25 protein-coding genes and 1 tRNA gene are annotated in these 24256 nt (G+C 68.2%); all 26 read left to right on the forward strand.

Annotated features, from left to right (window positions below):
• The first annotated feature begins 43 nt into the window (after positions 1 to 43).
• The 26 genes from AC3WQA_RS14285 (at position 44) to AC3WQA_RS14410 (ending at position 24092) form a co-directional block, all read left to right on the forward strand.
• A complete protein-coding gene (locus AC3WQA_RS14285) occupies positions 44 to 1498 on the forward strand; it encodes a cobyric acid synthase (RefSeq protein ID WP_492676369.1) in 1455 nt (484 codons plus the stop codon).
• Positions 1486 to 2004: a bifunctional adenosylcobinamide kinase/adenosylcobinamide-phosphate guanylyltransferase gene (cobU, locus tag AC3WQA_RS14290; protein ID WP_492675708.1), complete on the forward strand. Its 519-nt coding sequence runs from the start codon at positions 1486 to 1488 to the stop codon at positions 2002 to 2004. The genes AC3WQA_RS14285 and cobU overlap by 13 nt, the downstream gene beginning before the upstream one ends.
• The gene (gene cobT / locus AC3WQA_RS14295; protein ID WP_492675709.1) at positions 2004 to 3047 is read left to right on the forward strand and encodes a nicotinate-nucleotide--dimethylbenzimidazole phosphoribosyltransferase; all 1044 of its coding nucleotides are present in this window, start codon (positions 2004 to 2006) and stop codon (positions 3045 to 3047) included. Before cobU ends, cobT begins: the two co-directional genes overlap by 1 nt.
• Positions 3044 to 3601, forward strand: a complete 558-nt coding sequence (locus tag AC3WQA_RS14300) for a histidine phosphatase family protein (protein WP_492675710.1) — start codon at positions 3044 to 3046, stop codon at positions 3599 to 3601. Before cobT ends, AC3WQA_RS14300 begins: the two co-directional genes overlap by 4 nt.
• Entirely contained in the window at positions 3601 to 4329 is a 729-nt protein-coding gene (locus AC3WQA_RS14305) for an adenosylcobinamide-GDP ribazoletransferase (RefSeq protein ID WP_492675711.1), read from the forward strand. The genes AC3WQA_RS14300 and AC3WQA_RS14305 overlap by 1 nt, the downstream gene beginning before the upstream one ends.
• 271 nt (positions 4330 to 4600) lie before the next feature.
• The gene (locus AC3WQA_RS14310; RefSeq protein ID WP_492675712.1) at positions 4601 to 4888 is read left to right on the forward strand and encodes an FmdB family zinc ribbon protein; all 288 of its coding nucleotides are present in this window, start codon (positions 4601 to 4603) and stop codon (positions 4886 to 4888) included.
• A gap of 114 nt (positions 4889 to 5002) precedes the next feature.
• On the forward strand, positions 5003 to 5551 hold the full coding sequence (locus tag AC3WQA_RS14315) for a DUF3011 domain-containing protein (RefSeq protein ID WP_492675713.1): 549 nt from the start codon (positions 5003 to 5005) through the stop codon (positions 5549 to 5551).
• Positions 5552 to 5662: 111 nt separating this feature from the next.
• Positions 5663 to 7426, forward strand: a complete 1764-nt coding sequence (gene aspS, locus AC3WQA_RS14320; RefSeq protein WP_492675714.1) for an aspartate--tRNA ligase — start codon at positions 5663 to 5665, stop codon at positions 7424 to 7426.
• A gap of 192 nt (positions 7427 to 7618) precedes the next feature.
• Positions 7619 to 8251 (forward strand): esterase/lipase family protein, encoded by a 633-nt coding sequence (locus AC3WQA_RS14325; protein WP_492675715.1) that lies wholly within the window; start codon positions 7619 to 7621, stop codon positions 8249 to 8251.
• A gap of 81 nt (positions 8252 to 8332) precedes the next feature.
• Entirely contained in the window at positions 8333 to 9046 is a 714-nt protein-coding gene (locus AC3WQA_RS14330) for a YebC/PmpR family DNA-binding transcriptional regulator (RefSeq protein ID WP_492675716.1), read from the forward strand.
• Positions 9047 to 9146: 100 nt separating this feature from the next.
• Positions 9147 to 9719 (forward strand): crossover junction endodeoxyribonuclease RuvC, encoded by a 573-nt coding sequence (gene ruvC / locus AC3WQA_RS14335; RefSeq protein ID WP_492675717.1) that lies wholly within the window; start codon positions 9147 to 9149, stop codon positions 9717 to 9719.
• Entirely contained in the window at positions 9716 to 10309 is a 594-nt protein-coding gene (gene ruvA / locus AC3WQA_RS14340) for a Holliday junction branch migration protein RuvA (protein WP_492675718.1), read from the forward strand. Before ruvC ends, ruvA begins: the two co-directional genes overlap by 4 nt.
• 13 nt (positions 10310 to 10322) lie before the next feature.
• Complete coding sequence (locus AC3WQA_RS14345; protein WP_492675719.1) at positions 10323 to 12233, forward strand: potassium transporter Kup; 1911 nt, start codon at positions 10323 to 10325, stop codon at positions 12231 to 12233.
• A gap of 167 nt (positions 12234 to 12400) precedes the next feature.
• Positions 12401 to 14284 carry a potassium transporter Kup gene (locus tag AC3WQA_RS14350; protein WP_492675720.1) on the forward strand — a complete coding sequence of 628 codons (1884 nt, stop codon included), beginning with the start codon at positions 12401 to 12403 and terminating at the stop codon, positions 14282 to 14284.
• A 213-nt stretch (positions 14285 to 14497) separates the two neighbouring features.
• Positions 14498 to 15541, forward strand: coding sequence for a Holliday junction branch migration DNA helicase RuvB (ruvB, locus tag AC3WQA_RS14355; protein ID WP_492675721.1), 1044 nt, complete (start codon positions 14498 to 14500; stop codon positions 15539 to 15541).
• Positions 15538 to 15942, forward strand: a complete 405-nt coding sequence (gene ybgC / locus AC3WQA_RS14360) for a tol-pal system-associated acyl-CoA thioesterase (protein ID WP_492675722.1) — start codon at positions 15538 to 15540, stop codon at positions 15940 to 15942. Before ruvB ends, ybgC begins: the two co-directional genes overlap by 4 nt.
• Before the next feature lie 32 nt (positions 15943 to 15974).
• Positions 15975 to 16658, forward strand: coding sequence for a protein TolQ (gene tolQ / locus AC3WQA_RS14365; protein ID WP_492675723.1), 684 nt, complete (start codon positions 15975 to 15977; stop codon positions 16656 to 16658).
• Between the two features lie 14 nt (positions 16659 to 16672).
• Positions 16673 to 17128, forward strand: a complete 456-nt coding sequence (gene tolR, locus AC3WQA_RS14370) for a protein TolR (RefSeq protein ID WP_492675724.1) — start codon at positions 16673 to 16675, stop codon at positions 17126 to 17128.
• Complete coding sequence (locus AC3WQA_RS14375) at positions 17115 to 18059, forward strand: cell envelope integrity TolA family protein (protein WP_492675725.1); 945 nt, start codon at positions 17115 to 17117, stop codon at positions 18057 to 18059. The genes tolR and AC3WQA_RS14375 overlap by 14 nt, the downstream gene beginning before the upstream one ends.
• Positions 18056 to 19390 (forward strand): Tol-Pal system beta propeller repeat protein TolB, encoded by a 1335-nt coding sequence (gene tolB / locus AC3WQA_RS14380; protein WP_492675726.1) that lies wholly within the window; start codon positions 18056 to 18058, stop codon positions 19388 to 19390. The genes AC3WQA_RS14375 and tolB overlap by 4 nt, the downstream gene beginning before the upstream one ends.
• A gap of 241 nt (positions 19391 to 19631) precedes the next feature.
• Positions 19632 to 20138, forward strand: a complete 507-nt coding sequence (gene pal, locus AC3WQA_RS14385) for a peptidoglycan-associated lipoprotein Pal (protein WP_492675727.1) — start codon at positions 19632 to 19634, stop codon at positions 20136 to 20138.
• A 42-nt stretch (positions 20139 to 20180) separates the two neighbouring features.
• Positions 20181 to 21005: a tol-pal system protein YbgF gene (gene ybgF, locus AC3WQA_RS14390; RefSeq protein ID WP_492675728.1), complete on the forward strand. Its 825-nt coding sequence runs from the start codon at positions 20181 to 20183 to the stop codon at positions 21003 to 21005.
• Between the two features lie 10 nt (positions 21006 to 21015).
• Entirely contained in the window at positions 21016 to 21705 is a 690-nt protein-coding gene (gene queE, locus AC3WQA_RS14395; RefSeq protein ID WP_492675729.1) for a 7-carboxy-7-deazaguanine synthase QueE, read from the forward strand.
• A 166-nt stretch (positions 21706 to 21871) separates the two neighbouring features.
• Positions 21872 to 22567 (forward strand): 7-cyano-7-deazaguanine synthase QueC, encoded by a 696-nt coding sequence (gene queC / locus AC3WQA_RS14400; protein WP_492675730.1) that lies wholly within the window; start codon positions 21872 to 21874, stop codon positions 22565 to 22567.
• 60 nt (positions 22568 to 22627) lie between these two features.
• Positions 22628 to 22703, forward strand: a tRNA-Lys gene (locus AC3WQA_RS14405).
• A gap of 177 nt (positions 22704 to 22880) precedes the next feature.
• Positions 22881 to 24092 carry a tyrosine-type recombinase/integrase gene (locus AC3WQA_RS14410; RefSeq protein ID WP_492675731.1) on the forward strand — a complete coding sequence of 404 codons (1212 nt, stop codon included), beginning with the start codon at positions 22881 to 22883 and terminating at the stop codon, positions 24090 to 24092.
• The last annotated feature ends 164 nt before the right edge of the window (positions 24093 to 24256 follow it).

Consider the following 24256-nt stretch of genomic DNA (forward strand, 5'->3'; position numbering starts at 1 on the left):
GCCGGCCACTGAACTCTCAACGCCAGCCAACGCCCGCGTGCTGATGATCCAGGGCTGCACCTCCGACGCTGGCAAGAGCACCGTGGTGGCCGCGCTGTGCCGCTGGCTGCATCGGCAGGGCGTGGCGGTGGCGCCGTTCAAGCCGCAGAACATGGCGCTGAACTCGGCGGTGACCGTGGACGGCGGCGAGATCGGCCGCGCGCAGGCGGTGCAGGCGCAGGCCTGCGGGCTGCCGCCGCAGACCGATTTCAACCCCATCCTGCTCAAGCCCGCCAGCGACACCGGCGCGCAGGTGATCGTGCACGGTCACGCCATCGGCACCATGCAGGCGGCGGGTTATCACGACTACAAGCGCGTGGCGATGGACGCGGTGCTGGCTTCGCACGCGCGGCTCGTCGCGCGGTACGACGCGCTACTGGTGGAAGGCGCGGGCAGCCCCGCCGAGATCAATCTGCGCGCGGGCGACATCGCCAACATGGGCTATGCCGAGGCGGTGGATTGCCCGGTGCTGCTGGTGGCCGACATCGACCGCGGCGGCGTGTTCGCCCATCTGGTGGGCACGCTGGCGTTGCTTTCCGACAGCGAGCGTGCGCGCGTGCGCGGCTTTGTCATCAACCGCTTTCGCGGCGACCCCAGTCTGCTGCAGCCGGGACTGGACTGGCTGGTGCAACACACCGGCAAGCCCGTGCTGGGCGTGCTGCCCTACCTGCACGGCCTGGAGCTGGAGGCCGAGGACGCGCTGCCGCGCGAACGCGTGGCGCGCGACCGCGCCGGCCTGCGCGTGGCGGTGCCGGCGCTGCCGCGCATCAGCAACCACACCGACTTCGACGCGCTGCGCGCGCACCCGCAGGTGGAGCTGGTCTTCGTCGGCCCCGGCGACGCCCCGCCGCCCTGCGAGCTGATCGTGCTGCCCGGCTCCAAGGCCACCCGCGCCGACCTGGACTGGTTGCGCGCGCAGGGCTGGGAGGCCGCCATCGCGCGGCACCTGCGCTACGGTGGCAAGCTGATCGGCATCTGCGGCGGGCTGCAGATGCTGGGTCGCGCCATCCACGATCCGCTGGGCCTCGAGGGCGCGCCCGGTTCCAGCGCGGGGCTGGGCTGGCTCGATCTGGAGACCACGCTGGCAGCGGAGAAGCAGCTGCGCAACGTGCAGGGCCGCCTGGCCGTCGCCGATGCCGCCGTGAGCGGCTACGAGATCCACTGCGGCGTGAGCACCGGCGCGGCGCTGGCGCGGCCCGCCGTGCGCCTCGCCGATGGCCGCGTCGATGGCGCGCTTTCCACCGATGGCCAACTGCTTGGCACCTACCTGCACGGCCTGTTCGACCATCCGCAAGCACTGGCCGCGCTGCTGCGCTGGGCCGGGCTGGCCGACGCGCAATCGCTGGACATCCACGCCCGCCGCGAGGCCTCGCTGGAGCGGCTGGCCGACACGGTGGAAGAACATCTGGACACGCGCCAGCTGCGTGAGTTTTTGGGAGTACCCGCATGCAAACCCTGATCCTGGGCGGCGCCCGCTCTGGCAAGAGCGCGCTGGCCGAACGGCTGGCGGAGAACAGCGCGTTGCCGGTGACCTACGTCGCCACCGCGCAGGCGCGCGATGGCGAAATGGATGAGCGCATCAGCCACCACCGCGCCCGCCGCCCCGCGCACTGGGGTTGCGTGGAAGAACCGCTGGCGCTGGCCGCCGCCTTGCGCGCGCACGCCCGCCCCGGCCACTGCCTGCTGGTGGATTGCCTCACCCTGTGGCTCAGCAACCTGCTGCTGGCCGAGGACGCCGCCGTCTTCGCGCGCGAGCGTCAGACCCTGCTCGACACCTTGCCCGCGCTGCCCGGCGAGCTGCTGCTGGTGAGCAACGAGGTGGGCCTGGGGATCGTGCCCATGGGCGAGCTCAGCCGCTGTTTCGTGGACGAGGCCGGCCGCCTGCACCAGGCGCTGGCCGGCGTGTGCGAGCGCGTGATCTTCGTGACGGCCGGCTTGCCGCTGGCCATGAAAGGAACCCTGTGATGGCGTACTGGTGGCTGGAACCCTGTGTTGAACCCGATCTTGCCGTGGCCGCGGCGGCGCGCACGCGACAGGCGCAACTGACCAAGCCGCCCGGCTCGCTGGGCCGGCTGGAGAGCGCGGCCGTGCGACTGGCCACGCTGCAGCGGCGCGAACGGCCGGCGCTGGACAAGGTGTGGATCAGCATCTTCGCCGCCGACCACGGCGTGGCCGAGGAGGGCGTCTCCGCGTTTCCGCAGGCGGTCACTGGCGAGATGATCCGCAACTTCGCCGGTGGCGGCGCGGCGATCAGCGTGCTGGCGCGCGCATTGGGCGCCAGGCTTGAGGTGGTGAACCTGGGCACGGTGAACGATCCGGGCGAGCTGCCTGGCGTGCGCCGCGCCATCATCGCCGCCAGCACCGCCAACTTCTGCGTGCACCCGGCGATGAGTGCCGAGCAGTGCCGCGAGGCGCTGGGCGTGGGCGCGCGCAGCGTGGCGCTGGCGCGCGCGTGGGGCGCCGAGCTGTTCATCGGCGGCGAGATGGGTATCGCCAACACCACCGCCGCCAGCGCCGTGGCCTGCGCCCTGCTCAAGCTGGCGCCAGCGGAACTGGCCGGCGCCGGCACCGGGCTGGATGCCGCCGGCATCGCGCACAAGGCGCAGGTGATCGCCCGCGCGCTGCAGCGCCACGTCGGCGCGGTGGATGCGCTGGCCTGCCTGCGCCGGCTGGGCGGTTTCGAGATCGCCGCACTGGCGGGCGCCTATGTGGCCGCCGCGCAGGCCGGCCTGCCGGTGCTGGTGGACGGCTTCATCAGCACCGTGGCGGCGATGGTGGCGGTGGGGCTGGCCCCCGGTTGCCGCGCCTGGATGCTGTTTGCGCATCGCTCGGCCGAGCAGGGCCATGCCCGCGTGCTGGCCGCACTCAAGGCGCAGCCGCTGGTGGATCTCGACCTGCGCCTGGGCGAGGGCAGCGGCGCCGCCACCGCCGTGCCACTGCTGCGGCTGGCCTGCGCCCTGCACAACGGGATGGCTACCTTCGAGCAGGCGGGGGTTTCCGCAGCATGAGCACGCTGGAACTGCTGCGCCATGGCGATACCGGGCAACGGAGCTACCGCGGGCAGAGTGACGACCCGCTCACCGCGCTGGGCTGGTCGCAGCTGCGTGCCGCCGTGGTCGGCCAGCACTGGGACGTCGTGGTGGCCTCCACGCTGTCGCGCTGCGCCCGCTTCGCCGAGGAGCTGGCCACGGCGCGCGGCCTGCCGCTGACGCTGGATGCGCGGCTGATGGAATACCACTTCGGTGACTGGCAGGGCGTGCCCATCGAAACCCTGGCCGAGCGCGATGGCGAGGCGCTGGGCCGCTTCTGGGCCGACCCGGTGGCGCACTCGCCGCCGGGGGCGGAATCCTTCGCCGCGTTCCGCGCCAGGTTGTCCGCCGCGCTGGACGAGGCGGCGGCGAGTTCCCCCGGCCGGCGCGTGCTGGTGGTGACCCATGGCGGCGCGATCCGCCTGCTGCGCTGTCTGGTGGAGGGCCGCCCCTACGGCGACATGGCCAGCCTGCCGGTGCCGCATGCCTCGCTGCATCGCTTGCCTTGGCCAGCGTCGGCGGCGCTCGCCTGATGTTTGCCGGCGGCCTGCTCGCGGCGTTGGGCTTTCTCACCCGCATCCCGGTGCCGGTGAAGGTGTTCGACGATGCGCAGGCGCAAGCTCGTGCGCTGGCCTGGTACCCGCTGGTGGGGCTGATCGTGGGGCAGGTGTTGCTGGTCGCCGCCTGGGCCTTGCACGGCGCACCGCCGCTGCTGGCCGCCGGCCTGCTGCTGGCGCTGTGGGTGGGGTTGAGCGGCGCCATGCATCTGGATGGCCTGGCCGACAGCGCGGATGCCTGGGTGGGCGGGCTGGGCGATCGCGAGCGCACCCTGGCGATCATGAAAGACCCGCGCAGCGGCCCCGTCGCCATCGTGGTGGTGGTCTTGCTGCTGGGCCTGAAGTTCGCCGCCCTCGCCAGCCTCGCCCCCGGTGACTGGCCTGCGCTGCTGCTGGCGCCGCTGCTGGCCCGCGCCGCGCTGACCGCCGCCTTCCTGGTTACGCCCTATCTGCGCGCCGGTGGCTTGGGCAGTCGGCTGCGCGCGGCGCCGCGCAGCGCCTGCGGCATCAGCCTGCTGCTCACCGCCGCGCTGTGCCTGCTGGCGCCCGGCTGGCGCGGTCTGGTTTGCCTCGCCGTCGCCGCCGCCGTCTTCGCCCTGTGGCGCCGTGCCTGCCTGCGTCGCCTCGGCGGCATGACCGGCGACCTCTGCGGCGCGTTGGCCGAGTTGGTGGAGGTGGCGGTGCTGGTGGCCTGGTTGCTGTGAGGTGGCTACGCTGGACTTGTTGCCCATGTTTTCTTCGGGATGAATGACAAGTCGGTTAGATGTCCAAATGATTATTTGCCTTGCGTCCTTCGTGATGATCCGTCGCGATCCCCGGCCACTCCAGCACGCAACCCCAGTCGGCGCGAAGACGGTGTCCACGCATTGAAAATCGCCGATGTCGCCCAAATAATGGCGGTCTGCCAAAGGTGCCGGTTTCCGTCGGGGGGTGTTCCCTGCGGGAGTGCGGTGCACCGGCAACCACGGAACCGCCATGCCCATCTATGAATTCGAATGCCGCCAGTGCGGCCATCATTTCGACCGCCTGCAGAAGCTCTCGGACGCCGATCCAGTCGATTGCCCCAGCTGCGGCGCGCCGAAGCTGCGTCACTGCGTGAGCGCGCCGTCGTTCCGGCTGGCCGGTGGCGGCTGGTACGAGACGGATTTCAAGAAGGACGGCGACAAGAAGCACAACCTGGCCGGCGATGCCGGGCAGGCGGCGCCCGCGCCGGCGGCCGCACCCGCACCGTCACCGTCACCCAGCCCTGCCGCGGCCGACTGAAAGCGCGCGGCTGAAGGCGCAAGCTGAACCTTGCCATGACGGTCTGCCGAGGGGGAGTGTCGCGCGGCGTGGCGCCTGGCTACCGTGGTGCCGTCGCCCACGCCCGAGGTCTGCATGAACCGCTCACTCTCCGCCGTTTTCGTTGCCGGTGCGCTGCTCATGGTGCTGGCTTCCTGCGCTGGCGTCACCCGTGCGCAGGATCATGACGACTACGACCGCGGTTACCGCGACGGTGGCGGTCGCGAAGTCTATTGCGCCAGCAACGACGGTCGTGGCACCCGCTGCCAGATGCCGTGGCGCGATTCGGTGCTGTCGCAGCAGATGTCGCGCACCGCCTGCGTTGAAGGCGAGACCTGGGGGCGCGACCCGTACAGCGTGTGGGTGAAGGGCGGCTGCCGCGGCAATTTCCGTGATGCCCGCGCCTTCGGCTGGCCCGGCGGCGACCGTCGCCGCGACGACGACCGTGAGGTGTACTGCGCCAGCAACGACAACCGCGGCACGCGCTGCCAGATGCCGTGGCGCCACGCGGAGCTGTCGCGGCAGATGTCCAGTGCGGCCTGCATCGAAGGCCAGACCTGGGGCAACGACCCTTATACCGTGTGGGTGAAGGACGGTTGCCGTGGACAATTCCGCGAGGCGCGCGGCGGTTATCGCCACTGGTGATGCGCATGGCGTGTGCACGGCGACCGGCGCGCGTGGAAAAAGGCCCGGGATGCTAAGATTGTCGGCCTTTCCTCCTGCATCCCGAGGGCTTTGGCCCGGAGTTTCAAGCGCATGCGCACGCACTATTGCGGCCTCATCGACGAGTCGCTGACCGGCCAGACCGTCACCTTGTGCGGCTGGGTCAACAAGATCCGCCTGCAAGCCCACGTCGCCTTCGTCGACCTGCGCGACCATGAAGGCCTGGCCCAGGTGGTGGTGGAGCGCGAGAACGCGGCCGCCTTCGCCGTGGCCGGCGAACTGGGCCACGAGTACTGCGTGCGCGTCACCGGCACGCTGCGCAAGCGTCTTGCGGCGAACGACAAGCTGAAGACCGGCGCGGTGGAAGTGCTGGCGGACGAGGTGGAAATCTTGAACGCCGCGAAGGATCTGCCCTTCGCGCTGCACGAGAACCCCAACGAGGATCTGCGGATGACCTACCGCTACCTCGACCTGCGCCGCCCGGAAATGCAGGCGATGCTGCGCAAGCGCATCAAGCTGGTGCAGGCGCTGCGCCGGTATCTGGACGCGCGCGGCTTCCAGGACATCGAGACGCCGATCCTCACCAAGGCCACGCCGGAGGGCGCGCGCGATTATCTCGTGCCGAGCCGCGTGCACCCGGGCCAGTTCTATGCGCTGCCGCAGTCGCCGCAGCTGTTCAAGCAGATCCTGATGATGGCGGGCTTCGACCGCTACTACCAGATCGCGCGCTGCTTCCGCGACGAGGACCTGCGCGCCGACCGCCAGCCGGAATTCACCCAGCTCGACCTCGAATTTGCCTTCGTCGAGGAAAAGGACGTGCAGGATTTCGTGGAGGAACTGATCCGCCACGTGTTCAAGGAAGTGCAGGGCGTGGCGCTGGACGCCAGCTTCCCGCGCATGACCTGGATGGAGGCGATGCGCCGTTTCGGTTCGGACAAGCCCGACCTGCGCATCGCGCTGGAACTGGTGGATATCGCCGAGGCGGTGAAGGGCGTGGAGTTCAAGGTGTTCGCCGAGCCGGCCAACGACCCGGCCGGCCGCGTGGCCGCGCTGCGCGTGCCGGGCGGTGCGGTGCTGTCGCGCAAGGAGATCGATGGGCTGAGCGAATACGTCGCGCGCTACGGCGCGAAGGGCCTGGCCTGGATCAAGGTGGACGAGCTCGCCAAGGGCCGTGAAGGCGTGAACTCGCCGGTGGCGAAGTTCCTCGACGATGCGGCGCTGGCCGCCGTGCTCACGGCCACCGACGCGCAGTCGGGCGACATCGTCTTCATCGGCGCGGGCAAGTGGAAGGCCGTCACCGACTTCATGGGCGCGCTGCGCTTGAAGGTGGCCAAGGATCGCGGTCTGGTCGAGGAGGGCTGGAAGCCGCTGTGGGTCACCGACTTCCCGATGTTCGAATACGACGAGGGCGAGCAGCGCTACGTGGCCCTGCACCACCCGTTCACCGCGCCGAAGATCGACGACATCGCCGACCTGCGCACGCATGCCGCCACCGCGGTCAGCCGCGGCTACGACATGGTGCTGAACGGCAACGAGATCGGCGGCGGCTCGATCCGCATCCATCGTCCGGAGATGCAGAGCGCGGTGTTCGAGCTGCTCGGCATCGGCGCGGCGGAGGCGCAGATGAAGTTCGGTTTCCTGCTCAAGGCGCTGCAGTTCGGCGCGCCGCCGCACGGCGGCCTGGCCTTCGGTATCGACCGCATCGCTGCGCTGATGGCCGGCACCGAGTCGATCCGCGACGTGATCGCCTTCCCCAAGACCACCAGCGCACAGGATCTGATGACCGATGCGCCGTCGCCGGTGAGCGAGGCACAGCTGAAAGAGCTGCATGTGGCCGTGGCGGCCACGAAAGCCTGACTTCGACTTCCTCTCTACCTCTGGAGAGAGGATCGAGGTGAGGGACGATCCGTGCGGGAAGTTCTGGATCGACGCCCGCTCCGCTCCGGCAAGGAGCGTGGGCGGTGGAAACCAAGCTCCTGGTCGCAAGACTCACCCCTCACCCCAACCCGCTCCCCGATGGGGAGCGGGGCAAAGATGAAGCGCGGAACGATGACCGAACACGTGATCCTGCTGCACGGCCTGTGGATGCGCGGCTTCGCGCTGGGGCTGCTGCACCGCCGGCTGATGGCGGCGGGCTATCGCGTGCATCGCTTCGACTACCTGAGCGTGGCGGCAAGCCAGCAACGCATCCTGGCCCAGCTGCGCGCGCGAATCGACGCCTGTGGCGCCGCGCCGGTGCATCTGGTGGGGCACAGCCTGGGCGGCCTGCTGGCGCTGCGCGTCTGCCTCGATGCGCCGGCCTTGCCGCCGGGGCGCGTGGTCTGCCTCGGTTCGCCGCTCAAGGGCAGTTCGGCGGCGCGCGCCTTCGCCGCCTGGGGGCGTGGCGGCGAGGTGCTCCTGGGCCACAACCGCGAGCTGCTGGAACAAGGCCTCGAACGCTGGGATGGCCCGCGCGAGGTGGGTGTGATCGCCGGCCGCCTGCCGCTGGGCCTGGGCGCGATGCTCGGGCATCTCGAAGGCGAGCACGACGGCACCGTGGCGGTGGCCGAAACCCGCCTGCCGGGTGTTGCCGACCATCGCGTGGTGGAGGCCAACCACACCGGGCTGCTGTTTTCGCAGGAGGTGGCCGGCCTGGTGGATACCTTCCTGCGGCACGGGCATTTCGATGCTGCGACAGGCTGACGCACGGCGCACTGGCGGTTGCCACCCGTTCATGCAGTAAAATCGCCGGCTTGTCCTTCTCCAGCACGTCCAGGTATCGCCATGGGTAGAGGTCCAACCGTCGAAGGCCGCAAGAATGCCGAAGACGCCAAGCGCGGCAAGTTGTTCACCAAGCTGATTCGCGAAATCACTATCGCGACGCGCTCCGGCGTTGCCGACCCGGCGCTGAACGCGCGCCTGCGCGCGGCGGTCGACAAGGCGTTGGCGTCGAACATGCCCAAGGACACCATCGAGCGCGCGATCAAGCGCGGTTCGGGGGCAGACGGCGCCGGCGAGGAAGCCCGCTACGAAGGCTACGGCCCTGGCGGCATCGCGCTCATCATCGACTGTTTCACCGACAACCCCGTGCGCACCGTGGCCGATGTGCGCCATGCGCTCGCCAGGCACGGCGGCAACCTCGGCACCTCCGGCTCGGTGGCCTTCCAGTTCACCCGCTGCGGCGAGATCGTGTTCGCCACCCACGGCGACGAGGCGCAGGAGGAAAAGGTGCTGGAAGCCGCGCTGGAGGCAGGCGCCGACGATGTGGTGAACGAGCACGGCGAAAGCATCGTGCTGTGCGCGCCAGAAGCCTTCGAGGCCGTGCAACAGGCGCTTTCCACCGCCGGGCTGGAGGCCTTGCACGCCGGCGTCGGCCTGCGTCCCGCCAACCGCACCGCCATCGAAGGCGAGGCGCTGGAATCCCTGCTCACCCTGCTCGACAAGCTCGACGCGCTGGATGACGTGAGCGAGGTCTATCACAACGCCGATCTGCCGTGATGATGCCGGCACTCGGGATTCCGGACTCGGGACTCGGTGTTTCGCCCAATGCACGGAGCCGGCGTGGGATGCACGTTTCCGGCTGCGCGTAGGCTGCGCCATGGTCAGGCCAGGCTTTGCCGAGTCCCAAGCCCCGAGTTCCGAATCCCGCGGCGTGCGCATCCTCGGCATCGACCCCGGCAGCCAGCGCACTGGCGTGGGCATCATCGACGTGGATGCCGCCGGCAAGCTCACGCATGTGTTTCATGAGGCCCTGGCGGTGGCGGGCGAGGCGAGCTTTCCGCTGCGCCTGAAACGCATTTTTGACGAGCTGGGTGACATCATCGCCGCCCATCGTCCGGGCGAGTGCGCGATCGAGCGCGTGTTCATGGCGCGCAACGCCGATTCGGCGTTGAAGCTGGGGCAGGCGCGGGGCGCCGCGATCTGCGCGGCGGTGAGTCGAGGAATCATGGTGCACGAGTACGCGGCAACCGAAGTGAAGCAGGCGGTGGTGGGTACGGGCCGTGGCGACAAGGCCCAGGTGCAGCACATGGTCGGCATCCTGCTGGGCCTCAAGGGGCCATTGCAGGCTGATGCCGCCGATGCGCTGGCCATCGCGGTGGCGCACGCGCACACCCGTGCCAGCCTGGCCTGCGTGGGTATCCCGCGGGCGGCTTGGAGACGTGGCCGATGATCGGCCGCCTGCGCGGCATGCTCGTCTCCAAGCAGCCGCCGTGGCTGCTGCTGGAGGTGGGCGGCGTCGGCTACGAGCTGGAGGCGCCGATGTCCACCATCTACGACCTGCCGGGGCTGGGCCAGGAAGTGATCCTGCTCACCCATTACGCGCAGAAGGAAGACAGCGTGTCGTTGTACGGTTTCCTCACCGAGGCCGAGCGCACGTTGTTCCGCAACCTGCAAAAAGTGTCCGGCATCGGCGCCAAGATCGCGCTGGCGGTGCTGTCGGGCGTGTCGACGAACGATTTCGCCAGGCTGGTGCATGCCGGCGACGTGGTGGCGCTGACCAAGATCCCCGGCATCGGCAAGAAGACCGCCGAGCGCATCGTGGTGGAGCTGCGCGACCGCGTGGACGGCATGGCCGCGAGCCTGCCCGGCACCACGGCCGCCGGCGTGCCGCTGGACGCGGCGGGCGAGGCCACGGTGGCCCTGCAGCAGCTGGGCTACAAGCCCGCCGAAGCGAACCGTCTGGTGCAGCAGGTGGTCGTCGACGGCGACCGCGCCGAAGCCATCATCCGCAAGGCGCTACGCGCCGCGCTGGGTGGCTAGCCATGGAACCGGCATGAGCGACCAGGCAAGGGCGGCCCCGGCGGCGGCCGGCGAGGCGTCGCCTGACCACAGGAAGACGCTGATCCTGGGCGCCATCGGCGTGGTGTTCGGCGACATCGGCACCAGCCCGCTGTACACCATGCACGAAACTTTCCTGCCCGTGCATGGCCTGCATGCCGCGCACGACACCGTGCTGGGCGTGCTCTCGCTGGTCACCTGGACCATCATCATGGTGGTGGCGGTGAAATACGTAAGCTTGGTGATGCGCGCCGACAACAAGGGCGAAGGCGGCATCATGGCCCTGATGGCGTTGGCGCAGCGCGCCAGCGGCAAATCGGCGGGCATGCGCAGGCTGGTGGTGTTGATGGCGCTGCTTGGCGCGGCACTGTTCATCGGCGATGGCGTCATCACGCCGTCGATCTCGGTGCTGTCGGCGGTGGAAGGCCTCGGGGTGGCCGCGCCCGGCATGGTGCACTGGGTGGTGCCGCTGACGGTGCTGGTGCTGCTTGGCCTGTTCTGGTTCCAGCGGCACGGCACGGCCAGGGTCGGGGCGGTCTTCGGGCCGGTGATGATCCTGTGGTTCCTCAGCCTGGGCCTGATCGGGCTGTGGAACATCATCCGGGCGCCCGAGGTGCTGCAGGCACTGAACCCCTGGTATGCGGTGCGTTTCTTCGCCACCCACGGCGATGCGGGCCTGCTGGCGCTGGGCTCGGTGGTGTTGTGCGTCACCGGCGCCGAGGCGCTGTATACCGACATGGGGCACTTCGGCCGCTTTCCGATCCGCGCGGCCTGGTTCTTCTTCGTGATGCCGGCGCTCCTGCTCAACTACTACGGGCAGGGCGGCCTGCTGCTGCGGCATCCGGAGGCCATCGCCAATCCGTTCTACCACGCCGTGCCCGGCTGGGCGCTGTACCCGATGATCGGCCTGGCCACCCTGGCCACGGTGGTCGCCTCGCAGGCGGTGATCTCCGGCGCCTTCACCGTGACGCGGCAGGCGATCCAACTCGGCTTCGTGCCGCGCATGCAGGTGGTGCACACCTCGCGCGAGGCGATCGGGCAGATCTTCCTGCCGTGGGTGAACCGCGCGCTGATGGTGTCGGTGATCGCCACCGTGGTCGGCTTCGGTTCCTCCAACGCGCTGGCCGGCGCCTACGGCATCGCGGTGACCGGCACCATGGCCATCGACACCACGCTCACCATGATCGTGGCGCGCCGCATGTGGGGCTGGAGCCGCACGCTGGTGCTCTTGCTGGCGTTGGCGTTCCTGTCCATCGACCTCAGTTTCTTCGGCGCCAATACGCTGAAGATTCCGCAGGGCGGCTGGTTCCCGCTGGTGCTGGGCCTGGCGATGTTCGTGATGATGACCACCTGGCGGCGCGGCCGCGAGCTGGTGGTGCGCGAGATCAAGCAGAGCGGGCTGGCACTGGAGCCCTTCATCGCGGCGATGCGGGAGCATCCGCCGCTGCGGGTGCCGGGCACGGCGGTGTTCCTCACCGCCAACCAGCAGGCGGTGCCGCACGCGCTCCTGCACAACCTCAAGCACAACAAGGTGCTGCACGAGCGCAATGTACTGCTCACGGTGGAGATCCTGGAGACGCCGGTGGCCGAGGCCGAGGAGCGCATCCATCTCCAGGCGCTGGGCAACGAGTTCTACGGGCTGGAGCTGCGCTTCGGCTTTGCCGAGGACCCCAACGTGCCGCTGGCGCTGTCGTGTTGCACGCGCGAGGGGCTGGCATTCGACCTGATGGATACCACTTTCTTCCTCTCGCGCGAGAACATCGTGGCCGACAAGCATCGCCCCGGCATGGCGCTGTGGCGCGACAAGCTGTTCGCCTTCCTTTCGCGCAACGCGCTGCCGGCCACGGCGTTCTTCCAGATCCCCGGCAACCGCCTGATCGAACTCGGGGCGCAGGTGGAGATCTGAGCGCCGCAGGGCGGTTCGGCCGGAGCACGGGGTGGCAGGCATTTCCCTGGTTTTGGAGTATCGTGCGCGCCGCTGTTGCCAGTGACTGAATCGCTTCAGGCGCGCATGGACATGCGCCGAGCCCTTCCCGGTTTCCTGTCCATCCATTCGCCGGCTTCCTTCCGCACATGACTTCCACCGACCTTCCCGCAGGGCGTCGCCTTGCCGCACTGGCGCTTGGCGCCATCGGCGTGGTCTACGGCGACATCGGCACCAGCCCGCTGTACACCCTGCCGACCACGCTGAGCCACGATGGCATGCATCCCACGCCAGCCAGCATCTATGGCGTGCTGTCGCTGATCTTCTGGGCGCAGATCCTGGTGGTGTCACTGAAGTACGTGGTGTTCATCATGCGCGCCGACAACCGGGGCGAGGGCGGCATCATGGCGCTGATGGCGCTGGCCAGGCGCTGTGTGCGCGAGCGGCCGCGCCTGCGCTGGGTGCTGGTGATGCTGGGCATCTTCGGCGCGGCGCTGTTTTACGGCGATGGCGTCATCACGCCGGCGATTTCGGTGCTGGGGGCGGTGGAGGGCGTGAAGGTGGCGGAACCGGGACTCGCCGACTGGGTGGTGCCGATCACGGTGGTGGTGCTGATTGCGTTGTTCCTGCTGCAGCGGCACGGCAGCGAGCGGGTGGGCAAGCTGTTCGGCCCGGTGATGATGGTCTGGTTCGTGGTGATCGCACTGCTTGGCGTGAACATGATCGTGCGCCACCCGCAGGTGCTGCTGGCGATCAATCCCTGGTACGGGGTGAAGTTCTTCCTCAGCCACGGCATCAAGGCGTTTGTCGCGCTGGGCGGCGTGGTGCTGGCGCTGACCGGCGCCGAGGCGCTGTATGCGGACATGGGGCACTTCGGCAAGAAGCCGATACGCGTGGCGTGGTTCGGGTTCGTGCTGCCGGCGCTGCTGCTGAACTACTTCGGCCAGGGCGCGTTGCTGCTGATGCATCCGGAGGCGGTCGACAGTCCGTTCTACAAGCTGGTGCCGGCGTTGCTGCTGTACCCGATGATCGCACTGGCCACGGCGGCGGCGGTGATCGCCTCGCAGGCGGTAATTTCGGGTGCGTTCTCGATGACGCGCGAGGCGATATCGCTGGGCTATTCCATGCGCATGCCGGTGGTGCATACCTCGCGCGAGATGTCCGGGCAGATCTTCGTGCCGTGGGTCAACCGTTTCCTGCTCATCATGGTGCTGCTGGCGGTGCTGGGCTTCCGCAGCGCCGACAGCCTGAGCGCGGCCTACGGCATCGCGGTGACCGGTACCATGACCATCACCACCATCCTCGCCCTGGTCGTGGCGCGTCGGCAGTGGGGCTGGCGGCTGCCGGCGGTGATCGCGGCGGGCGTGCTGTTCCTCGCCATCGATCTGTCCTTCTTCAGCGCCAACCTCATCAAGATCGAGTTCGGCGGCTGGTTCCCGCTGGTGCTGGGTGTGGCGATCTTCGCTGTGATGACCACCTGGCGGCGCGGCCGCGAGCTGGTGGTGCGCGAGATCAAGCAGGGCGGGCTGGCGCTGGAGCCCTTCATCCAGGCCATGGGCGAGCATCCGCCACTGCGGGTGCCGGGCACAGCGGTGTTCCTCACTGCCGACCAGCAGGCGGTGCCGCACGCGCTGTTGCACAACCTCAAACACAACAAGGTGCTGCACGAGCGCAATGTGCTGCTGACGGTGGAGGTGCTGGAGGCACCGGTGGCCGAGGCCGGGGAACGCATCCATCTGCACGCGCTGGGCAGCGAGTTCTACGGACTGGAGCTGCGTTTCGGCTTCGCCGAGGATCCCAACGTGCCGCTGGCGCTGTCGCGCTGCGCGCGCGACGGGCTCGGCTTCGACATGATGGACACCACCTTCTTCCTGTCGCGCGAGAACATCGTGGCCGACAAACGCCGCCCCGGCATGGCGCTGTGGCGCGACAAGCTGTTCGTCTTCATGGCGCGCAACGCGTTGCCGGCTACCGCGTACTTCCAGATCCCGGGCAACCGGCTGATCGAACTCGGGGCGCAGGTGGAAATCTGATCCGCTCGCGGATCAGATTTCCACCTGCGTGCGGCCCATGGATGGGCCGCACGCCAGCCGATCGCTGCGCGATCGGCTGGCGGAGCCTGGTCGGGCATGGCCCGGCCAGGCGAGCCAAAGACGGGCAGGAGAGCCCGTCTTTGGCTCATGAATACGGCGCTCTCGCTCTTGCGCTCCGCCACATTCAAGGGTGTAAACCGCCATAATCCCCCCATGACCGAATCCCGCCTCATCACTCCCGTCTCCCAGCTCGACGACGAGGCGCTGGAGGCGACGATCCGTCCGCGCCGTTTCGCCGAATACCTCGGCCAGCAGCCGGTGCGCGAGCAGCTTTCGATCTACATCGAGGCGGCCAGGAAACGCGGCGGCGCGCTGGATCACGTGCTGATCTTCGGCCCGCCGGGCCTGGGCAAGACCACGCTCTCCCACGTCATCGCCAACGAGCTGGGCGTGAGCCTGCGCAGCACCTCCGGCCCGGTGCTGGAACGCGCCGGCGATCTCGCTGCCCTGCTCACCAACCTGCAGCCCAACGATGTGCTGTTCGTGGACGAGATCCATCGCCTGTCGCCCGCGGTGGAGGAAGTGCTGTATCCGGCGATGGAGGATTTCCAGATCGACATCATGATCGGCGAGGGCCCGGCCGCGCGCTCGATCAAGCTCGACTTGCCGCCGTTCACCCTGATCGGCGCGACCACCCGCGCCGGCATGCTCACCGCGCCGCTGCGCGACCGTTTCGGCATCGTGCAGCGGCTGGAGTTCTACACGGTGGACGAGCTCACCGCCATCGTGCGCCGTGCCGCGAAGATCCTCGGCATCGCCTGCGTGGTCGACGGCGCGCAGGAGATCGCGCGCCGCGCGCGCGGCACGCCGCGCATCGCCAACCGCCTGCTGCGCCGGGTGCGCGACTACGCCGAGGTGCGCGCGGGCGGGCAGATCACGCTGGATGCCGCACGCGCCGCGCTGGACATGCTGAAGATCGATCCGGACGGCCTGGACGAACTCGACCGCCGCCTGCTCGGCACCATCATCGGGAGCTTCGATGGCGGCCCGGTGGGCGTGGAATCGTTGGCGGCGGCGCTGTCCGAGGATCGCGGCACGCTGGAGGACGTGGTGGAGCCGTATCTCATCCAGCAGGGTTTCCTGGTGCGCACCGCGCGCGGCCGCATGGCGGCGGCCAAGGCCTGGCGCCACCTCGGGCTGAACCCGCCGCCGCGCCAGGTACAGGCGGTCGATCTGTTCACCGGAGACACACCGTGAGCGGCACCTTCCGCTGGCCGGTGCGGGTGTACTGGGAAGACACCGATGCCGGCGGCGTGGTCTACCACGCCAGCTACCTGCGCTTTCTCGAACGTGCCCGCACCGAGTGGCTGCGCGCGCTGGGCATCGACCAGATGGCCTTCAAGGAGGCCACCGGGCTGGCCTTCCTGGTGCACCGGATGGAGCTGGATTTTCTGCGCCCAGCCCTGCTGGACGATGAATTGACGGTAACCGTGGACGTCAAGGAACGCCGCGCAGCCAGTATCCTGTTCCGCCAGACCATCGAGCGCGCGGACGGCACCTGCCTGATCCGGGCCGACGTGCGCGTGGCCTGCGTGGACATGCGCCGGCTCGCCCCGGCGCCCATCCCCGCGAGCCTGATCCCCAAGCTCACCTCCTGACCCCACCTGCCCGCGCGGAGTACCCCAAGCCAATGAACGGCGGATTGAACGTCTTCGACCTGATCGCGAGTTCCAGCCTGCCGGTGAAGGGCGTGCTGCTGATCCTGCTCGCGTTCTCCTTCATGTCCTGGGTCATCATCATCCGCAAGTACGGGCAGACCAAGGCGGCGCTGGAGAATGCCGAAGGCTTCGAGGAGCGTTTCTGGTCCGGCGGCGACCTCGCCCAGCTGTTCCGCGAGGTGAGCCACCGCGGCCCCAGTGGCGGCATGGAAACCATCTTCGAGTCGGGCTTCCGCGAGTTCGCCCGCCAGCGCCAGCGCAAGACGCGCGATAGCCGCAGCGCCATCGAGGGCTCCGAGCGTGCGATGCAGGTGGCTGGCACGCGCGAGATCGGCGCGCTGGAGCGCAACCTGGAGTTTCTCGCCAACGTCGGCTCGATCAGCCCCTACGTGGGCCTGTTCGGCACGGTGTGGGGCATCATGGGCGCCTTCCAGGGCCTGGGCGACATGAAGGACGTCACCATCGCCGTGGTCGCGCCGCACATCTCCGAGGCGCTGATCGCCACCGCCATGGGCCTGTTCGCGGCGATCCCCGCGCAGTGGGCCTACAACCGCTACGCCACCAAGGTCGAGCGCATCGCCTCGCGCTACGAGGTGTTCCAGGAGGAGTTCTCCTCGGTGCTGCAGCGGCAGGTCCAGTCCGACGACGCGACCTGAGCGGAGCGGCCGACATGCAGAACGCACGGCGCCACAAGCGCTACAAGCTCAAGTCCGAGATCAACGTCGTTCCCTACATCGACGTGATGTTGGTGCTGCTCATCATTTTCATGGTGACCACGCCGATGATGAACTCCAACGTCGACGTCAACCTGCCGCAGGCCGACGCCAAGGCGCTGCACGGCAAGAAGGATTCGCTGATCGTGCAGGTGGCGAAGGACGGCACGCTCGCGCTGATCCTGGGCAGCGGCAAGCCGCAGCCGGTGGACGCGGCCGGCCTGCAGGTCAAGGTCAAGGCCTTCATGGACGCCAATCCGCAGCTCAGTGTGCTGGTGGCCGGCGACAGCGCGGGCGACTACGGCGGCGTCTACAAGGTGCTGGCCGAGCTGCAGCAGGCCGGGGTGGACAAGGTCGGCCTGATGAGCAACCCCGGTGACGCCTCGGGTCAGACCACCCATGGACGAAAGTAAGACCACCCCGCGGGCAGTGCTGCTGTCCGCATTGCTGCACCTTGGCATCGTCGCGTTCCTGTTCCTCGCGGTGCTGCCGTGCGCCAGCTATGAGAGCTTCATCAGCTCGCTGGGCTTGCCGGCGTGGATGAACCCGATCACCTGCTCGCGCCCGTTGCAGCTGCAGGGACCGGTGATCGAGGCTACCCTGATCGGTCCCACCGGCAGCCCGCCGCCCAAGGCGGTGAAGGCCAAACCGATCCCCAACACCGTGCCGCCACCGCCTTCGGTGCCACCGCCGCCCCCGCCGCCGGAGGTGAAGCCCAAGGTCGCGCCGTTGCCGCCGCCGCCCAAACAGCCTGACCTCAAGGATCAGGAGCGCGTGGTGGAGGAGGGCCTGCAGCAGGCCGAGGAGAAGAAGGTGCAGGAGGAAAAGCAGCGCCAGCGCCAGGCCGAGCTGGACGCGCAGGCGGCGCAGAAGAAAAAGCAGGAAGAGCTGAAGAAGATCGACGAGCTGTTCGCCAAGATGGACGCCGCCTCGGCGCAGACCAAGCGCGCCGACAACAAGGCCAAGCAGGCCAAGCAGCAGCTCGCCGACCTCAAGAATGCCAAGGACGACGGCCAGGCCGACCTGCCCAACGCCGCCCAGCGGCAGAGCGGCAACAACGCGAACAGCACCAATCTGGCCGATGCCTACGTGGCGGCCATTCAGAATGCGGTCACGCCAAACTGGACGCGTCCGGATAACATGCCAAAGGTTCCATGCAAGGTTCACATCGTGCAGTCGCCGGGCGGCGACGTGATGGGCGCCACCGTCGACACCAGCTGTCCGTACGACGAGGCCGGCCGGCGTTCCGTCGAAAACGCCATCCTGCGCACCAAAACCTTGCCGTACAAAGGATTTGAGAGCGTGTTCCAGCGCCATCTGACCTTCACCTTCATGCCGCAATGATGAGACCGATGCGCAAAACGAGCCCGCTGTACGTCCTCATCCTGTGTCTGGTGGCCTGGTTCTTCGCCGGCACGGCGACGGCCCAGACCTCCGGCCTGGACATCCAGATCGTCGGCGGCGTGAAAACCGCGACCCCGATCGCGGTGGTGCCGTTCGCCCAGCCGGGCGTGGCGCCGTTGCCCACCGACGTGGCCGACGTGATCCGCAACGACCTGAACCGCTGCGGCAAGTTCCGCGCGCTGGCCAAGAGCGACATCGTCGAATTTCCCTCGCGTGGCGCCGACATCAACTTCGGCACCTGGCGCTTGCTCAAGCAGGATTTCATCACCGTCGGCAAGATCAGCGACGCCGGTGGCGGCCTGGTCAAGATCGACTACGAACTGTGGGACGTGAACAAGCAGCAGAACCTGCTGGCGCAGAGCTATACCGCGCCGACCGGCGACCTGCGTGGCGTGGCCCACCAGATCGCCGATGCGATCTACCAGAAGATCACCGGCGTGCGCGGTGCCTTCTGGACGCGTATCGCCTACATCACCCAGGTGGGTCTGGGCGACCACACCACCTACGCGCTGGTAGTGGCCGATTCGGATGGCTACAACCCCCAGGTCGTGGCGCGCTCACACGAGGCGTTGATGTCGCCGGCGTGGTCGCCGGACGGCAAGAAGATCGCCTACGTCTCCTTCGAGAGCGGCAACTCGCAGATCTACGTGCAGGACCTCACCACCGGCGCCCGCCAACTGGTGGAATCGCACAAGAAGGGCATCAACGGCGCGCCGGCGTGGTCACCGGACGGCAGGCGGCTTGCCGTGGCGCTGTCCTACGTGGGCAACCTGGAGTTGTTCGCGCTCGACCTGGGCAGCCGCCAGGAATCCCGGATAACCCACAACCTGGCCATCGACACCGAGCCGGTATGGGCGCCGGGCGGCCAGAGTCTCTATTTCACCTCGGATCGCTCCGGCCGCGCCCAGATCTACCAGATCCCCGCCAGCGGCGGCACAGCCCAGCGCGTCAGCTTCGAAGGCCAGACCAACTCCAACGCCGCGCTGAGCTACGACGGCAAGGAGCTTGCCATGGTGCAGGGCAACGGGAACGTGTATCGTATCGCGGTGGTGGATCTCGGCCTCGGCGGACAGGTGCATTTCCTCTCGCCCGGCCCGCTGGATTTCGGCCCCAGTTGGGCGCCGAACGCCAGCATGTTGTTGTATGGCGCCACCGAAGGCCCGCGCGGCGTGCTGTACGCCACCTCGGCCGACGGCATGGTGCGCCAGCGCCTGGCGCTGGCCAATGGCAGTGTCAGCGACCCCTCCTGGGGGCCGTACCGACAGCCATGAGTTTCCTGGCCACCACGTTTGCGCGTGGCGGCCAACACCGGAAGCGGCCGGTCTGGCGCCGCCGGTGGCTTTGCCGGCCGCAACGCTTCGGTGCGCCAGGGTCAGCCATTGAAGGCATGCGTCACTCGTCGTCAGTTTTTTGCAATACCCATAAACAACAGCCGGCCCACCGGCGATTTTGTCCCGTAACCAGTCCGCCACTGCATGGCGGAACCCAACACGTCTGAAGGAACATGTCACCATGAATAAGACCGTTCGCGTCGCCCTGGTCGCCCTGCTGTGCGTTGGCGCAGCCGCCTGCTCCAAGAAGCAGGAAGTCAAGCCGCAGCCGGCGGCTCCCGCCGAGCAGCCCGCTGCCCCGGCCCCCGCCAGCAACAAGTACACCCCGGCCGACCTCAACACCGACGCCTGCCTGCGCCAGCGCGTGGTGTACTTCGACTTCGACAAGTCCGAGATCAAGCCGGAGTTCCAGCAGATCATGGCTTGCCACGCCAAGTACCTGCAGGATCGCCCGATGGCCCAGATGCGTCTGGAAGGCAACACCGACGAGCGCGGCTCCAAGGAATACAACCTGGGCCTCGGCGAGCGTCGTGGCAATGCCGTCTCCAGCGCGCTGCAGGCCAATGGCGCTTCCGCCAGCCAGGTCAGCGTGATCTCCTACGGCAAGGAAAAGCCGGTGTGCCGCGAGCACAACGAAGAGTGCTGGAGCAAGAACCGTCGCGTCGAGATCGTCTACACCGCCGAGTAAGCGATGAAGACGCTGGCCGGCAAATTTGCAGCCAGGATGGGCATGGCGGGCGCATTCGCGTCCGCCATGCTGTTCGTGCTGCCCGTGTTCGCGCAGGATTCCCGCCTGAGCCTCGCCGATCGCGTGTCGCTGCTGGAGCAGCGGGCGCAGAACAAGGATCAGAGCAGCGCGCAGCAGGTCAACCAGATCCAGCAGCTCGAATCCCAACTGCGTGACATGCAGGGCCAGATCGAGGACATGCAGCATCAGCTGCAGCAGCTGCAGGACAAGAACAAAGCTCAATACGCCGATCTCGACGCCCGCCTCGGGCGACTCGAGGGCGGCAACCAGGGCAGCGCGCCGGCCTCTGCCGGCAGCGCGCCGACGGCGGCCAATGCCGTGCCAGCGAAGGGCAATGGCCCGGCGGCCGGTTCGCCGGTTGGCGGTGGCGCCGCGCCGGCGGCCACGAGCAATGCCAAGCCGCTTTCTGCCGCGGACAACGCCGCGGCGCAGGCCGCCTACGATGCCGCCTTCAAGACCCTGCGTGGTGGCGATTACGTGTCCGCCTCGCGTGCCTTCCGCAAGTTCATCGAGCAGTACCCCAGCCATCCGCTCGTCTCGAACGCGTTCTACTGGCTGGGCGAGTCCTACTACGTCACCACCAACTATCAGGTGGCGCTGGAAGCCTTCCAGCATCTGCTGAGCCAGTTCCCGCAAAGCGAAAAGGCGCCCGACGCCTTGCTCAAGGTGGGCTATTGCCAGTACGCGCTGAAACAGGCGCCGGCCGCCAAGGCCACGCTGGAAGCCGTGCTCAAGAAGTATCCGGGCAGCAATGCCGCCAACCTGGCGAAGGAGCGGCTGCGCCGCATCCAGTCGTCGGCTGGTTGAGGCGGCTCTGGTGAGCGAGACCGGCCATAGCGCGGCAATCGCCGCGCCCGCGGACGCCACCGAACGGCTGCGCATCACCGAGATTTTCCACTCGATCCAGGGCGAAGCCGACGCCGCCGGCTGGCGCACCGTGTTCGTGCGCCTCACCGGTTGCCCGCTGCGCTGCGTGTGGTGTGACACCGAATACGCCTTCCATGGCGGCCAGTGGCACGACATCGCGGAGATCCTCGACGAAGTCGCGCGTCACGGTGCGTCTCACGTTTGTGTGACCGGCGGCGAGCCGCTGGCGCAGAAGCGCTGCCCCATCCTGCTGCGCAAGCTGTGCGACGCCGGCTACGCGGTGTCGCTGGAAACCTCCGGCGCGCTCGATGTTTCCGTGGTCGACCCGCGCGTGTGCAAGGTGATGGATCTGAAGGCGCCCGGCTCGGGCGAATGCGCGCGCAACCTGTGGTCGAACCTCGACCACCTCACGCCGCGCGACCAGCTGAAGATCGTCCTCGCCGGTCGCGAGGACTACGACTGGGCCTGTGCCCGACTGGTCGAACACCGGCTCGCCGAGCGCTGCATGGTGTTGTTCTCGCCGGTGTGGGGCAAGCTTGCCCCGCGCGACCTGGCCGAGTGGATCATTGCCGACAAGCTGCCGGTGCGCTTCCAGCTGCAGTTGCACAAGCTGCTGTGGAACGACGCGCCGGGGCATTGAGCTGGTCCGCCGTCCTCCGGCTTGCGGGAGGGCGCCGGGCGCGGTAAATCGCGCGGCGCGGCGCCCAGTCCGGCGCAGCAGCCCTGTCAGTGTCAACCTGCCGTGGCCTGTGTCGCCGCGTGCAACTTTCGGCCGGTGACCGGCCGTACTCCCAGTGGATCGTCCCATGTCTGCAAATGCTCCCCGCAAGGCCGTCGTGCTCGTCTCCGGCGGCATGGATTCGGCCGTCGTCCTGGCCATCGCCCGTGAGCAGGGCTACCAAGCGCATGCGCTCTCCGTGGCCTACGGCCAGCGGCACAGCTCCGAGCTGGAGGCGTCCGAACGGGTGTCGTCGATGCTCGGCGCGGCCCAGCACAAAACCGTGCACATCGACCTGCGCAGCATCGGCGGTTCGGCGCTCACCGCCGACATTGCCGTGCCGCTGGATGACGGCGCGCACGACGGCGACGGGCATATCCCGGTCACCTACGTGCCGGCGCGCAACACCATCATGCTGTCCATCGCGCTGGGCTGGGCCGAGGTGCTGGGTTCCACCGACATCTGGTGCGGCGTCAACGCGGTGGATTACTCCGGCTACCCCGATTGCCGTCCCGCCTTCATCGAAGCCTTCGAGCGGCTCGCCAACCTCGCCACCAAGGCTGGCGTGGAGGGCGCCGGCATTCGCATCCATGCGCCCTTGATGGCGATGAGCAAGGCCGACATCGCCCGCGAAGGCGCGCGCCTCGGCGTGGACTTCGCGCAGACCGTGAGCTGCTACCAGGCCGACACCGAAGGCCACGCCTGCGGCCACTGCGACGCCTGTCGCCTGCGCGCGCAAGGCTTCCGCGAAGCGGGACTGCCCGACCCCACGCGTTATGTCTGAGGTGGCCGCGCTTGTGTGGCACGCGCGTAGCTCATAAAATTGCCCGCTTGTCCAAAGCGTGGGTCGTTAGCTCAGTTGGTAGAGCAGTAGACTTTTAATCTATTGGTCCCGGGTTCGAGTCCCGGACGACCCACCAAATAGCCATCCGATGGCATCCAACGAAGGCCGGAAACCCTAGCGATAGCAACGGTTCCGGCCTTTTTCTTGTCCAATATCGTCCGGGGGCATCCGTTGCAATCTGCCCCCAGCCGGGGGCATCCTTGGGGGCATGGGGCATTCTGTAAGGTGCGATGCCCCCAGCGAGGATGCCCCCATGCTCACCGATACCGCGATTCGCAAGGCCAGGCCCGCCGACAAGCCTGCGCGCATGTTCGACGGCGGCGGTCTGTATCTGGAAATCTCGCCAGCCGGCGGCAAGTTGTGGCGGCTCAAGTATCGGTTCAACGGCAAGGAGCGCCGTCTAGCCCTGGGCATCTATCCCGACACCGGCTTGGCCGATGCACGCGACAGGCGCGACGCGGCACGCAAGCTGCTGGCCGCTGGCGTCGATCCCGGCGAGCAGCGCAAGGCCGAGAAAGCCGCAGGCGAAGAACGCGCGGCCAATAGCTTCGAGGTCATCACCCGCGAGTGGGCTGCAAGGCAGGGATGGGTAGATGGCTACCGGGTGAAAGTCGAAGCGCGCATGGTGAATGACGTGTTCCCGTACATCGGCAACCGTGCTGTGGCCGAGCTGAGCGCGCCCGAGTTTCTACGGCTGGCGCGGCGCATCGAAGAACGCGGCGCGGTGGAGTCGGCGCATCGCGCGTTGCAGGTTTGCGGGCAGGTCATGCGCTACGCCATCGCCACCGGGCGAGCCGACCGAAACCCCGTGGCCGACCTGCGCGGCGTGCTGGCGGCACGGACTGGACGCCACCATGCCGCCATCACCGACCCCGCCGAGCTGGGCGGACTGCTGCGCGCCATCGAAGGCTATTCGGGCGACCCCGCCACGCGCGCGGCCTTGAAGCTGTCGGCGCTGCTATTCGTGCGCCCCGGCGAGCTTCGCCATGCGGAGTGGACGGAAATCGACATGGACGCGGGGGAGTGGAACATCCCCGCCGGCAAGATGAAGATGCGCCAGCCGCACCTAGTCCCGTTGTGCGAGCAGGCCGTGGCGATCCTGCGCGAGCTTCAACCGCTCACCGGACGCGGGCAATACGTGTTTCCGGGCGGCCGTTCGCCGCGTCGCCCGCTGAGTAACAACGCGGTGAACGCCGCCCTACGCCGCATGGGTTTCAGCAAAGAAACCATGACCGCCCACGGCTTCCGCGCCACCGCACGCACGATGCTGGACGAAGTGCTGGCCTATCGTGTGGACTACATCGAACACCAGCTAGCCCATGCGGTGAAAGACCCGAACGGTCGCGCCTACAACCGCACCGCCCACCTTGCTGAGCGTCGCAAGATGATGGCCGGATGGGCTGACTATCTGGACACGCTGCGCGCCGGTGGCGAGGTGTTGCCGTTCAAGCGCAAGGCAAGCTGATCTGATCGCTTCACGCCGCGCCTAGGCTGATCCCCGAACACCGGGCACCTTCCCCGGCTGGCGCGGCCCCTCTTGAAGGGCGCAGAGGTGCGCGCGTGCTACACAAGCAGCCAAGCTGGGTTCCCGATTGGGTATGGAGTTCCTATCAAGTTGGAAGTCACTGG

Source organism: Rhodanobacter sp. FW106-PBR-R2A-2-24, from assembly GCF_058789615.1.